The organism is Parasedimentitalea marina (assembly GCF_004006175.1).
Classification (GTDB): Bacteria; Pseudomonadota; Alphaproteobacteria; order Rhodobacterales; family Rhodobacteraceae; genus Parasedimentitalea; species Parasedimentitalea marina.
The window spans coordinates 110,011-123,712 of record NZ_CP033221.1 but is presented as its reverse complement, the minus strand read 5'-3'; the positions used below and the strand labels follow the sequence as shown (position 1 = coordinate 123,712).

At 54.7% G+C, this 13,702-nt stretch carries 11 protein-coding genes; 4 read left to right on the top strand and 7 right to left on the bottom strand.

The window, feature by feature from the left end; genetic code table 11:
- Nucleotides 1-3: 3 nt before the first annotated feature.
- From EBB79_RS22660 to EBB79_RS22630, 7 genes are all read right to left on the bottom strand, one after another.
- Entirely contained in the window at nt 4-2,073 is a 2,070-nt protein-coding gene (locus EBB79_RS22660) for an oxidoreductase (protein ID WP_127751316.1), read from the bottom strand.
- Nucleotides 2,074-2,192: 119 nt separating this feature from the next.
- Nucleotides 2,193-3,116: a LysR family transcriptional regulator gene (locus tag EBB79_RS22655; RefSeq protein WP_127751315.1), complete on the bottom strand. Its 924-nt coding sequence runs from the start codon at nt 3,114-3,116 to the stop codon at nt 2,193-2,195.
- A 27-nt stretch (nt 3,117-3,143) separates the two neighbouring features.
- On the bottom strand, nt 3,144-4,679 hold the full coding sequence (locus tag EBB79_RS22650) for an aldehyde dehydrogenase (RefSeq protein ID WP_420850423.1): 1,536 nt from the start codon (nt 4,677-4,679) through the stop codon (nt 3,144-3,146).
- On the bottom strand, nt 4,657-5,331 hold the full coding sequence (locus EBB79_RS22645) for a DUF1028 domain-containing protein (RefSeq protein WP_127751313.1): 675 nt from the start codon (nt 5,329-5,331) through the stop codon (nt 4,657-4,659). Before EBB79_RS22645 ends, EBB79_RS22650 begins: the two co-directional genes overlap by 23 nt.
- Before the next feature lie 4 nt (nt 5,332-5,335).
- A complete protein-coding gene (locus EBB79_RS22640) occupies nt 5,336-5,752 on the bottom strand; it encodes a RidA family protein (RefSeq protein ID WP_127751312.1) in 417 nt (138 codons plus the stop codon).
- Between the two features lie 101 nt (nt 5,753-5,853).
- Nucleotides 5,854-7,386, bottom strand: coding sequence for a 4-hydroxyphenylacetate 3-hydroxylase family protein (locus EBB79_RS22635; protein WP_127751311.1), 1,533 nt, complete (start codon nt 7,384-7,386; stop codon nt 5,854-5,856).
- 251 nt (nt 7,387-7,637) lie between these two features.
- Entirely contained in the window at nt 7,638-8,894 is a 1,257-nt protein-coding gene (locus EBB79_RS22630) for a flavin-containing monooxygenase (RefSeq protein ID WP_127751310.1), read from the bottom strand.
- Nucleotides 8,895-9,313: 419 nt separating this feature from the next.
- Here EBB79_RS22630 and EBB79_RS22625 point away from each other — a divergent pair, with 419 nt between their 5' ends.
- Genes EBB79_RS22625 through EBB79_RS22610 form a run of 4 tightly spaced genes read left to right on the top strand, consistent with a single transcriptional unit; the run spans nt 9,314 to nt 13,598 of the window.
- Complete coding sequence (locus EBB79_RS22625; RefSeq protein ID WP_164860901.1) at nt 9,314-10,405, top strand: MFS transporter; 1,092 nt, start codon at nt 9,314-9,316, stop codon at nt 10,403-10,405.
- Nucleotides 10,395-11,558 carry a thiolase family protein gene (locus EBB79_RS22620; protein WP_164860900.1) on the top strand — a complete coding sequence of 388 codons (1,164 nt, stop codon included), beginning with the start codon at nt 10,395-10,397 and terminating at the stop codon, nt 11,556-11,558. The genes EBB79_RS22625 and EBB79_RS22620 overlap by 11 nt, the downstream gene beginning before the upstream one ends.
- Nucleotides 11,555-11,944 carry a Zn-ribbon domain-containing OB-fold protein gene (locus EBB79_RS22615; protein ID WP_127751307.1) on the top strand — a complete coding sequence of 130 codons (390 nt, stop codon included), beginning with the start codon at nt 11,555-11,557 and terminating at the stop codon, nt 11,942-11,944. The genes EBB79_RS22620 and EBB79_RS22615 overlap by 4 nt, the downstream gene beginning before the upstream one ends.
- Complete coding sequence (locus tag EBB79_RS22610) at nt 11,937-13,598, top strand: AMP-binding protein (protein WP_127751306.1); 1,662 nt, start codon at nt 11,937-11,939, stop codon at nt 13,596-13,598. Before EBB79_RS22615 ends, EBB79_RS22610 begins: the two co-directional genes overlap by 8 nt.
- Nucleotides 13,599-13,702: the final 104 nt, after the last annotated feature.

Here is a 13,702-nt window from a genome sequence, read left to right as displayed (position 1 = left end):
GGCTTATTCCGCGGCCAGTTCAGTGATTTCGCGTCGGAACGGCAGCGCATCACCGATGTCTTCGCCGTCCAGTTCACGCGCGTAGCGATGACCTGCATAAGTTGCCCAGGCGATTGGTCCCGGAGCATTGGCATCGCCGATGATTTGCACTGTTTTGATCCCGGCATCGGCCCATTCTGTCTCGCGGGCCTTCAACTGGTTATAGACCGAGTTGGTTTCCAGACGGGACGCCACCATGACGACTGCGTCACAGCCGAACTCGGTTGTCATTTCCGTATAGACACAGTTGGACACAACGTGGCCTTTGCCGATTTCAGTGACACCACGGTTCAGCACGATCTCAACGCCCATTTCAGCGAGTTTCTTGTGGATGGCGTGTTGTTCCAACGTGTTATTGGTCCAATCAGACAAATAAGCTGACGGGGTGATAATGGTAACGTCGCAGCCTTTTTCGCGTAAGAGTTCAGCCAGAACGCCACCCATATAGTAGTGGTCGTCATCATAGATCACCACTTTGCCCGTGGGCAATGTACCCGCCATAATATCATCAGGCGTATAGATGGGCATTGACGCGTCCATGGCAAACGGCACCACGTGTTGTCGGCTCACGCCATCGCGGCGCCACTTTGATCCGGTTGCAATGCAGATGTTTTCGAACCCGAACTCCAGGATGCTTTCCGCATCCAATTCACTGTCGAAATAGGTGTCCACATTTGGTTTCTGGCTGATCTGGTATTCGCGGTATTCTAACACACGCCCCCAGGCACTTAGACCAGGTAACAAACGCTCACGCGCCACGCGGCCACCCAATTCGGTTGTCGCTTCGGCAATGGCGACATCATAGCCACGTTCCGACAGTGCCCGCGCGGCCTCTAACCCGGCAGGACCAGAGCCCACGACCAATACGTTAGAGCTGTCGCCTTTGTCGTTCATCTTTTCTGGATGCCAGCCCTTGCGCCATTCTTCCATGAACGTTGGATTCTGGGTGCAACGGCTGATGGACATGGTCATGTCGCCGGTGATGCATATATTGCAACCGATACACTCGCGAATGTCCTCTATCCTGCCTTCTTCAATTTTCTTTGGCAGAAAAGGATCTGCAATAGAGGGTCTCGCGCAGCCAATCATGTCCAGGTTTCCGGACTTGATCTGTTTAACCATCGTATCAGGAGAGGTGAAGCGGCCGACACCCACAATCGGTTTGTCCGTTAGTTCGTGAATGCCTTTGACCAGCGCCTGCTGGGCGGCTTCGCCTGTGAACCGCGATGGCCCAGAGCAATCTTCCCAGGTGCCCTGCGCCAGATCCCAAATGTCTGGCAGGTTCCGGTTCATTTCGACAAAATCGCGCACTTCGGCGTTGGAAAACCCCAGCTCGCCAATGGTCTCGTCCAGGCTGACCCGCAATGCGATGCCCATTGTGTCGCCAACCGCGTCCCGAATATCCCCGATGACTTCGTTAGCAAAACGGGAACGGTTCTCCAGGCTGCCACCATATTCATCTGTGCGCTGGTTCGTGGCGCGACTTAGAAAGTGCTGGAAAATGCCAAACCCATGCGCGCCATACAGATTGATCAGGTCGAAACCGGCCTCTTTGGAGCGTTTTGCAGCGTTGACAAACCAGCGGCGCAGATCCCGGATATCGGATTTGCTCAGGGCACGCGCCTGCACCGGATCATTGGTGAAAGTTCGGATTGGCATGGCGGAAACCGCCAGCGGCACTTCTTTGGAGTAGAGGTTCGGCCCGTTGATGCCGGAGTAGGCCAGCTGGATACCGGCCAGCCCACCGTGTGATTGCATCTTTTCGGACATCCTGCGCAGTTGAGGGATATCTTTGTCTTCCCACAGCCGTAACTCGATGAAAGGGGTGATTTCCGACGTGTGGTGCATCTCGCACTGTTCGGTGAAAATGACACCCCAGCCGCCTTCGGCCTTGATGCCGCGCATTGCAGCAGCGGCTGATGGATCGCGATAACCGCCGCCGTTACAATGCGGAACTTGATAAAATCGGTTCTTTGCGGTTACAGGGCCGATCTGCATCGGCTCGAACAGGATATCGTAGCGTGGATCGCGCAATTTTGCCTCCTCGGAAAACGGGTTGTTTTGAGAATACTGCGTGGCACACAAACTGAAAGACATGGATGCGAAAGCAATGGTTAGGTTGAACCTAACAATCTCAAATCATATCGAGGGTTCTAGCCGCCTAATCCAGGCACCGATCCGCCGCGAAGTTCCTCGCTACAATGTTGGACAAAGGCCCGTACGACACTGGTTAAGTCGGCACCGTTGGACATCAAAAGTCCAAGCCTCATTGGTCGAACGGCCCCAACAAGAGGAATATACTTCAAAGGTTTCCCGTCGGGTGAACTGTCGTTCAGTGGGCGCACATTGGCGATTGAATAGCCAAATCCATTTGCGACCAGGCTGCGCATCACGGCCATGTCCTTGGTCCGTTCCGCAATAATTGGGGTCGCCCCGATTTGCGCAAAGAACGACAAAAAATAGTCCGAGCTGAACGGCAAATCGACCAGAACCATTGGGTAACTTTTCAGTTCGTCGACTGAAACAGCTGGCAGATGGGCCAAGGGATGAGTTTCATTGACGATGGCATAGGGGGGCAATTCTAACAACGAAGTGAATTGTAGATCGGCCGGCAGGTTAAGGTCATAGGTCAGCGCCACGTCAATCTCAGCCCGGCGGAGGTAACTGAAAACTTCTGACTGGTTCAGCTCATGCTGCTGAACGCGAACCTCGGGATATTTCGTTTGATAACTGCGACGGACTGACGGCAGCACAACCTGAGCAAAAGTACCCAGGCATCCAATCGACAGCGGCCCACGAATAGAGCCTGATATGTCGCCGGCTGTATCCACCAATCTGTCGGCTTCCTGCAACACGATCTTGGCTTGTCTCATCATGCGTTTGCCGGCCAGTGTCAGCGACAGGCCCTGCGCGTGCTGTCGCACAAAAAGCGGCAATCCGAATTCTTTTTCAAGCTGATTGATCGCCGCCGAGATCGACGGCGACGACACATTGACCTTTTCAGACGCCAGGGCAATGCTACCGGCTTCGCCGACAGCAACAAAATATTCCAGTTGTCTGAGAGTGTATCTCAGCATTACGTCTCCGTGGTTCGTCGCGGCCCATTATGTTTTGTACTTTATCCAAGTCGTCTTCAAAGCGGTATACTTTTCAAGAGAGTGCAGGGATAAATCGCGCCCAAACCCGGATTGCTTCATGCCGCCAAACGGAGTCTGCGCTGAAAGTGCATCAACCGTATTCACCGATACGGTTCCCACATGCAGCTTTTCGGACACGCGGCAGGCCCGGCTTAGATTGTTAGTCCAAACGGATGCGGCCAAACCATATATGCTGTCGTTTGCCATTGATACGGCCTCAGCTTCACTGTCAAATGGAATGATTGACAAAACCGGGCCGAAAATCTCGTCGCGGGCCAGCGGGTTATCGTGGTTCACGTCATCAAAGATTGTAGGCTGTATGAAGCACCCTTTGCCATTTACGGTCACGCGGTCACCGCCGGTGACAAGGTTGGCGCTGGCCTTGCCCTCTTGGACAAATCGCATGATGCCTTGGGTTTGTTTCTCATCGACAATGGCCCCCATTTTTGAAGCGGGATCTAGTGGGTCACCAGGTTGCATCGCTTCAGCCCGTGCGATCATTTTTTCAACAAAAGCATCCTTGATTGAACGTTCTACATAAAGCCGTGAATTTGCCGAACACACTTCGCCCTGATTGAAGAAGATGCCAAAAGCCGCCATGTCGGCCGCTGTGTCCAAGTCCTCGCAATCCGCAAAGATCAGATTTGGGCTTTTGCCTCCGGTTTCGGGCCAGATTTGTTTCAGGTTGGACTGGCCGGAATATTGCATGAACATTTTGCCGATTGCAGTCGACCCGGTGAAGGTCAGGCAGTCGACATCCATATGCAGGCCCAGTGCCTGGCCAGCCGTGACGCCAAAGCCAGGCACCACATTGAACACACCATCGGGAACGCCGGCTTCGGCAGCCAGTTCCGCAAGGCGCAGGGCTGACAAGGGCGATTGCTCGGCTGGTTTCAGAACAACCGAGTTGCCAGCAGCCAGTGCCGCAGCGGCCTTCCAGGTTGCCATATCGAGTGGGAAGTTCCACGGCGTCACCGCCCCGACAACGCCAAGCGGCACCCGCGATATCAGCGCCAGATCTCCGGGACCCGTGGGCGCAACCTCGTCATATATCTTGTCGATACATTCGGCGTACCATTGAAAGAAATGGGCACTTCCGGGCGCGTCTATGGTGACAGCGTCAGTGATCAGTTTGCCCATGTCTAGACTGTCCAGCAAGGCCATTTCTTCTAGATTGGCACGGATCAGATCCGCCAGTTTCAGCAGCACCGCCTTGCGATCCCCTGGCGCCATACGCGACCATCGACCATCCTCAAAGGCGCGCCGCCCAGCCGCGACAGCCAGATCCACATCTGCTGCATCACATTCGGCAACGGCGCTTAATACCTGGCCTGTCGCCGGGTTGATGCTGTTAAAGGTCCGGCCTGAAATCGCGTCGGTGAACTTACCATCAATGAAGGCTTGCCCCCGAAAGGTCAGTTGCCCGGCGCGCGTTTTCCAGTCTTGGTATTTGTAGTTGAGCACGTTTTGTCTCCTGTCTTCACTGATCGCCGGGCACGCCATAGGACGGTGCCTCACGCGGGTCGAGCGCGCGCTGGACGTAGGCATCTAGTTGCGGCTTGTAGATATCCCAGGCTGTGGCAATGTTTTCGATGGGACATTCATTGGTCCAGTCACACCGCAGATCGGCCACCGGCCAACTTACCCCGTCGACGATCTTCATACCGGCCGAATGGATTGGCCCGGCCTCGCCACCCGCTGCCAGTCCAGCCTGCATTGCTGCAATCAGTCTGTCACCCAGATGACCGGTTGATTCCGTAAATCCGTCCACAATGGCCTGAGGTATACCTTCGTTGGCCAATAGGTTGCCACCGGAGGCAACATCTAGCCCCTGCGCTTGCGTCCAAATTCCCAATGAATTTGGGCCGGAATGGATAGCGGTATTGCCCAGGGCGTCGACCATCAGCACTTGCCGGTATTCCGTGAACTTGCCACGGGCAATCACACCGTTCAGGGCCTCTGCCGCGGATTGTCCGCTTTGCATCAGGTCAAGGGCAAGTGGGCCCAGAGACGGGTCCGTGACATTTTGCGAAGCCACCGCCCCAACGCCTGCACGGGCAAACGAGCACCGGGCGGCGACGGCCGGGGAAGAGGAGGTAATGGCGATGCCGAACATACCTGTTTCAGCACAGCGGGCGACGAGGGAAAATGTCATGTCTTCAATCCGGAATTACGGCTGTGCCGTCGATTTCAACCAGCCAATCTGGGCGGGCCAATGCCTGTACGACCAGACCTGTGGAGCAGGGGTAAACGCCTTTGATGTATTCGCCCATGGTGCGATAGACTGCCTCGCGGTGCCGCACATCGGTTATGTAGACCACCACCTTGACCAGATGCTGCATGTCTCCGCCTGCCTCTTCGATCAACTGGCGAATATTCTGCATGACTTTGTGGGTTTGCTCTACGGGATCGTGGCTTGCAATATTCACTGCGTCGTCCAGATTTTGCGGGCATTGACCGCGCAGGTAGACGGTCTTACCGCCCTGCGTAACAACTGCCTGACATAGATCATTGTCCAAGTTTTGTTCGGGATAGGTTTCGGACGTGTTGAACTTTCGAATGCGGGTGTGGGCCATTTTTGTCTCCGTCGGGTTGGCATGATAGCATAATTGGGCGCAGTCAAACGACAGGACTACCCTATCTGTGTCGGTGTTGACCGCGAATTTCTGATGCGGTGTCACCCCATGGAGGTTTCCGCTGTATGAGATGCAAAGTCGGGCGAAAACCAGCTGGAGGCGGCTGAATTTTTGGGCGTCATGGAGTGCTCGCCCATAACAGTATCAGATAGACCTGCGGCCTGTTTGACGAAGGCCAGCGGTCCGTCCCAGTTGAAATTTTGATAAATCGTCGCAAGTTGGGCAAAGTTTGGCGATTGCGCGAATGTCTGAAACGACAGGTGGTGCCCTGCGTAATCCGAGTTCAGAAGATCACGTGCAAAGGCCAATAGCCTCCGGCGATCTTCAGCCAGCCATTCCTTGTTAATTGAATAGTATTTATCAAGCCATGGTTTGGTTTCCGGGTTGCGAAAAGTCGCCGCATCAGGGGTCACACATATCTGACCACCACACAGTTCACGGGCGATGTGCACCATTTCAGGTAGTTTGGAGCAGGCCGTGACACGTCCGGCATACATTAACGACTGGTTCGGCATCATCAGTCCGGCTGGGGATTTCTCAGCCAATGCAATCGACGCAGTCAGATGTGCATTTATCCCTTCGCGATAACACGCCAAGGCCGACAGTTTGTCTTGAACCCCCTGCAATTTGTCCAGACCCGTCTGCCGGACGTTGAACAGCGCCGCGCCAATCAACATGTCGGTGTACTTCAATATACGCTGAACAAAAGCAAAAGCGGTGTACCGATGTAACGAGGCTCGCATGAATTTTGCTACCTTGGTTTGACGGTAAAACAATACGTCTTCCCAGGGGACCAGCACGTCATCAAAAATGACCAGGGCGTCGATTTCATCAAACTTGTTGGCCAGCGGGTAATCCTCGGCCGGCGCCCGGCCTGCAAAGCCCGAGCGACATATGAATTTCAGGTTTGGTGCGTTCAGATCGCAAATGAAGCCAATGGCGTAGTCCGACATTTCCTCGGAACCCCAATTGGCAATGGTTGGTTTGGTAAAGGCTTGATTGGCATAGGCCGCAGCTGTTTCAAACTTGGCTCCGCGGACAATAATGCCGGCATCGGTTTCTTTAACCACATGCAAAAGCATATCGGGGTCCTGGTCTTGAGGCGGCTTTGAGCGATCCCCTTTTGGATCCGTATTTGCTGAGACCTGAAAAGGATCACCGTTAATCACATTGCGGACATGCGCATCGATATTTTTGGCAAACTGGGGGTCAATGTTGTTCAGTACGTCAGCCGCATCAAACAGTGACCACATTTCGCCAACGGTCTCGTCACCGATGCGTGACACCACTCCACCGGCTTGTGTCATCAGATGATCCGTTGCGCGGCGCTTGGCCCACCAATCGGTCTGACTATAGGGCAGCTTATACCCAATAGCTGATGTCTCGCCGTTTTCAGTATAGGTTAAAATGTCCTTGCTGTTCTCTTCAAACTGGGCGTCGTAGAGCCGTGCACGCAGGTCGACCAGGGGTTTGAACTGGGGATGGGTGGTGACGTCGGTGACGCGCTCACCGTTGATGTAAATTTCCCGGCTCCCACGAATTGACTCCCGATACTGATCCCCTGTGCGTATCATCCTGGTCTCCTGTAATCGCACAGCCCCAAAGGGTGAATGAGGTTGTGTTTCATCCTTATAGTTTCACGCGCTTCGCATTATTTGAAAGAACGGTTTTTCTCATCGCTGGTAAGTCAGGGCCTAATCTGCAGGCAAGCAAGTGAACTGTATCGATACAGGTTGCCTTGCCACTTGCGCCGCAAAAATGCACCGAAGAGTACGCTAGCGGAAAAGCGGCTGAACCGGGTTCAACGATATTTTGCCATCAGCGGTCAATCATTTGGTCCTTGGTAAGCCAAGTACTTCCGCTGATTGGCAATTTGATCCGCCACATGCTTTGCGTCATGCCAGACACCCCAGATAAAGGTAGAGCCACGACGGGATTGCCATGGCAGGCCGAGGAAATAGACACCTGGTTCAGACGAGACCCCCCGCTGATGTTGCGGTTGCCCGGCTTCGTCAAAAGCGCTGACGTTCATCCAACTAAAATCCTGTCGAAACCCCGTCGCCCAGATGATGGTAGTGATGCCTTCACCGACCAGATCCAGTTCACGAATGGGTGTCGTCAGACAATCTGGGTCTGCCCAGGCGTTGCGCGCATCTGGCTCTTGCGGAAGGGCAATACCAGTGCGCTCCACATAGGTATCCGCCGCATCCAGCATCGTCAGATAGCTTGCGTCCCCGTTGGCGATATTCTTCTGCAGGTCCTCGGCAAAAGTCAGAACACCGTCTTTGTAAGACTGTGTCAGTCCCAATAGTGTCATACCTTCGCTCGCGAGGCGCCGGAAATCCATTGTTTGACCGCCATAGGCACCACTGACTGAGATCGTTACGTGTTCAGTGCCCGGTTTTTGTGCTGCAACATCCCAAAGGCCCAGTACACCCAGCCACCATACAAAATCGCGGCCACGATAGGCGCGTGGAGGGCGATCATGCGGGCCGACTGACAGATATACCTTTCGACCAGCACGCTGCAATTCGTCAGCGATTTGCGCGCCTGACGAACCGGCGCCCACAACCAACACATTGCCGTCGGGCAATTGGTCAGGGTTGCGATAATAGAACGAGTGTAGTTGGGTAATGTCCGTCTTTTCAGGTACAACGGGTGGGATAACAGGGTGTTGGAAGGCCCCTGTGGCCGCCACGATGCTCTTGGCTTCGATTGGACCAGTTGTCGTCTCCACGCGAAAACCCGCCCGATCCGGTAGTCGCTTGGCGCTAAGCACTTCGACACCCGTGCGGATTGGCGCATCGACCATTGTTGCATAATCAACCAGGTAATCAGCTACCCTGTCTTTTGAGGCAAAGGCTTCTGGATCGGTGTTAGCGAACTCCAGGCTTGGGAAGCGATCGTGCCAGGCCGGGCCATTGGCAACCAGCGAGTCCCATCGCCCTGAGCGCCACGCCTCTGCGATCCGGTCTTTCTCTAATATCACATGGGGCACACCGTTGTTGCGCAGGTGCTCGCTCATGGCAATACCGGCCTGACCGGCTCCAACAACCAGCGTATCCGTTACTTCAATTGACATGTCTGTGCTCCCTTGATCTTGGCAATCGCAATAATCAGCGTGTTCGACATGCAGCCTACTGGAGCAACAATTGGGTCGAAAATACCGTTTCAAAAACCATTGCTTTGCCTAAGCCTAAGCAAGCCAGCCGGGAGAGTGCCTGCCAGGGAATGCCGCGCGCTTTTGTGAGCAATTCACTCTGGACAACGCTTCCTACAAGCATTCGCCATTCATACAGATCACGGCCGGGGAAAAGGTCGAAAAGGGAGCATGCCTGCCTTTTTACTTTGACAGGAAAAATTATCGACTATATTTGTTACTACAAAAAGATAGGAACAAATAATATCTCTATTTGCAGGCAAAACTTCAACACCCCAAGAGCATATGTCTACAGGCATGCCGTTGCTCAATTATTCTTGTGGGGCGCGTTCTATTATCTGTTGCCTGCGATCTCCACACTGATTGTGGCAGAGACCGGTTGGCCGGTGCTGCATATCTCGGTGAGTTTCACGCTGGCCTTTCTTGTATGGGCCTTATGCGCGCCTGTGGTTGGCATTTGCATCGATCGCGGTTGGGGCGGGGCAGTGATGATCGCGGGCGGACTTTTGGGTGCGTTTGTATTGGCGGTTCTGTCCATAGTGTCCGACCTCTGGGTGTTCAGCTGCGCGTTGATGGTTTTGGGGATGTGCATGGCGGCAACGCTGTATGACCCATGTTTTGCAGTCATGATGCGACGCCTTGGTGGGCATGGGGAAAGTGCGACAGCAACAGTCACATTGATCGCCGGCTTCGCGACGCTCCTGACATTTCCACTGGTACTGGTACTTTCCAAATACATGGAGTGGCGAGAAATCATTTTGGTTTTTGCGGTGTTGGCCTGTGTCGCAGTATGTTTTTTGCCCAGTCAGGACCGTCGCGAGCTGCAGGCCTTAAAGTCCGGTGATGGGCCACCGTTTAAGATCGAAACGGCGCCTGTTCTTATTGCTTTGTCGTTTGGGCTGATCATGTTGGGGCACGCGATATTACTTTTCTTGCTGCCAGTGGTTCTGGTGAAAGAGGGCGGCGCTGCGGCAATCGGCCTGCTGGCAGTTGCGATACTTGGGCCTGCTCAGATTGCCGGGAGATTGGTCTGGCGGGCGCTGGGGCATCGTTTTGATCTGCAGGTTGGGGCAGTGGTGCTGTTTATACTATTTTGTGTACCGCCAATAGTTCTGGTGGTTTTTGGCCCAAGTGCCGGCGTCGTATATTTGGCCCTGGGCATTCAGGGCGCCAGTTATGGCGTGCATACAATTCTACGCCCGACACTAGCCCGGCTATATCTTCCGACAGCGCACCTCGGACGTGGATTGGGCAGTATTGCAACCGTTGGCTTGGTGATGATGGCGCTGGGTCCCGCCCTTGGCGGAGTGATGTGGAGGGCATCTGGTTTCACCGGGTTAATGGGAAGCGTACTAGTGCTGGATTTTCTAGGGTTTTGCCTAATCTTAGTTTTGGTCAAATTCAAACCTGATGAGAGGTGTCATGATCAATGATGTTTGGATCGCAGGCGGAGCGATGACACCGTTCAACCGACGCAAAGACGGCAGCTCATTTCGGGATTGGGCCCGCGTTGTCGTCAGCGGGGCCCTGCAGGATGCCGGTCTAGAGGCCCGTGATATAGATGGGCTGGTTGTCGCATCCGAGAGTGACTTTTTCACACTGCAATTAAACCCCTCGGCGCTTTTGGCGGATGAGTGCGGCTTAGCCGGAGTTGCCGCAAAGCGGGTCGAGGGTGGCGGGGCCTCTGGTCATGTTGCAGTGCAGGCAGGCGTTGCGGATGTTGCCAGCGGGTTGGCGCGTCGCGTTATGGTTATAGGGTTGGAGCCATCGGCCTCGCATCTTGCCGGATTGGATGTGGGCGCGCTTTATGCTTTGTCATTTGACGCGTGGACAGATGGCATGACAGGGATCGATTCAACGTCTCTATATGCGTTGTCGGCCCTGGCTTTCATGGAGCGAACGGGTGCGAGGCACGAAGATTTCGCCCGGGTTGCCGTACGAAACCGGGCCCATGCTCGGCACAATCCAAACGCCCATTTGCCGTTAGATATTTCTCTGGGTGATGTTATTGCGTCGCCAGTTGTCGCGCCACCGTATCATAGGCTTGATTGCTCACCGCTTAGTGATGGTGCCGCCGCGATTATTCTGTCCTGCAAGGCAGATCTGCCGCAACTTTCGCGTAGACGCACACGGTTCCGCGCAACGGCTGGGGCGACCGACACCGTAAGGCTGGGCGAACGGACCGATCCTGGCTTTTTTGCTGGCAAACGACATGCTGCAGACCGCGCCTATAAGATGGCAGATGTAACACCCTCTGACATTGATTTGGCCGAGGTTTATGACAGTTACTCCGGGGCACAATTGCAAGCTATTGAGGCATTGAAATTGGCTCCGAATGTTCTGCAGGCCGATCGGGAGGGCGTGTTTGACGCTGCCGGCACTTTGCCGGTCAATTTGTCAGGTGGTCTGTTGGGGCAGGGGGCCCCAGTCGGCGCCACCGGGGTCGCACAGATTATGACCGCCGCTTTCCAACTTGAGGGCCGCTATGTTGGACAGCGGCCTGCGCGTACACCGAAATTGGCCTTGGTCGACACCCATGGCGGTATCGCGACACTGAACTGTGTCAGCATATTGGAATCCCCATGAACCATCACATGCGCCTTAAATACACACTTCCTGAAGGCGACCTGATGCACTACTTCGCGGCGCTTCATCGTGGTGATGCCCTGGCCAGTGAGTGCAGCTCCTGTGGTGACGTCGCCTATCCGGCGCGGGTTCTGTGCCGAATTTGTGGGTCAGAGTCGGTGGGCTGGGTAAACCTGTCGGGCAAGGCCACTGTGGTGCAGCGAGTGGACGGAAGGAATTCCAGCTACGCCTTAGTCCGTTTCACCGGCGCTGACACGCTAAGCACTGTGGCGCTGATCAACCCATCATCGCAGGTCTCGACTGGGCAGTTGTCAATGCCGCCTGCGGATCGGCCCGGCTTGTGGCTGACATTAGATAAAATACTCAAGGAGGACGCACATGTTTGAATTTTGGAGCGACGATGCGTTGGCAAATATTGGGCTGGAGCGACAACAAGACCAATTTAGGATCGCAATTCCGCAAGACACCAATATCTACCATCTGACTGTTGGAGCGCAAATAAAGGCTGGTCAGGCGGATTTGCCAGCCATTGTGTTTGAGACCGAAGACGGTAGCCTGCAGCGCTGGACATTCGGCGAAGTTGATACGCAGGCGACCGCGCTGGCAGCGAACTTGCGCGGGCGGGGATATGGCCGCGGTGATTACATCGGGCTGCACACAGGGATGCGCCCAGAAACGGCAATTGCACATATGGCCATCTGTAAGTTGGGTGCGACGGCGGTGACTTTGTCACAGCTTTATGGTCCCGACGCTTTGGCTCATGCTCTAAACCACTGCAAGGCCCGTTGCCTTCTGAGCACCGAAGGCGCGTGGTCTTCGCTGCGTGGCGAAGCAGAATTTATGTTGCCACATCTTGAGGATGTTCTGGTGGTAGACAGCTGTGGCACCGGGCCGGATTTGACAGCCATATTGGCCTCAGCCCCGCCGACTGATTTCGTGGCCGACTATACCAGCGCGGATGATCCGGCGCTTTTGATGTATACATCTGGCTCGACAGGGATGCCCAAGGGAATTTTGCATGGCCACCGTGTTCTGGCGTCCTACCGGCCGTCGATAAACCTGTTCTTTGATCTAGCATTGAAGGACGCCGATGCTGTTTACTGGTCTCCGTCCGACTGGGCCTGGGTCGGCGGATTGCTGGATATGCTTTTCCCCGCTTGGATGGCCGGTCGTCCGGTGGTGACGTCAGAGGCTCGGTTCAATGCTGCCTGGGCGTATCGCTTCATGGCGCGACACAAAATCACTCACACATTTCTGGCGCCGACGGCCATTAAGCGCTTGGCCGAAACCCGCGAACCGCGTGAGGTGTTTGACCTGGCGCTACGGGTGATCTGCACCGGGGGCGAGGCCCTGGCCGCGGAAACACTTGGCTGGGCAGAAGATAAGCTGGGTGTCATTTGCAATGAGTTCTACGGCATGACTGAAGTTAACCATCTGATCGGTAATTGTAGCGCACTATTCCCGCGCAAACCTGGCTCTATGGGCAGGGCCTATCCGGGTCATGATGTCCGGCTGGTGGACGCAGGCGGGCAAGAGGTTGAACCTGGCGAGCCAGGCGAAATTGTCACTTTGAATACGGCACCGACACGCTATCTCGGGTATTTGGACAACCCCGAAAAAGAAACCGAACTGGCACTGGGCGATTTCATGCGGACACATGATTTGGCGGTTCGCGATGAAGATGGCTATTTTTGGTACAAGGGGCGTCTGGATGATTTGATCAAGTCATCGGGTTTTCGCATCGGTCCAGCCGAGATCGAGGACTGCCTTCTGGCCCATCCGGCGGTTGCTGAAACTGGCGTGATTGGCAAACCGGACCCTGATCGTGGCAACATTATCAAAGCCTTTGTGCGACTAAGCGCGGGCACGATTGGAGATGCCGAGTTGACGGCTGAGCTAAAGATGCATGTTCGTACCCGTCTGGCAGCTTACAAGGCCCCGCGAGAGATTGAGTATGTTGCGGATTTTGAGATGACATCTTCGGGTAAAATCAATCGCCGCGCATTGCGGGCTTGTGAATTAGCGGAGCAAGGCGCTTGACGTCACATATTTGTTAATACTAATATATACCTACAAATATAGATTGGATGAACATGCGGTACAGGCAGCTGATCTCATGAAGTTTGGCATACACGCTGGGCTCT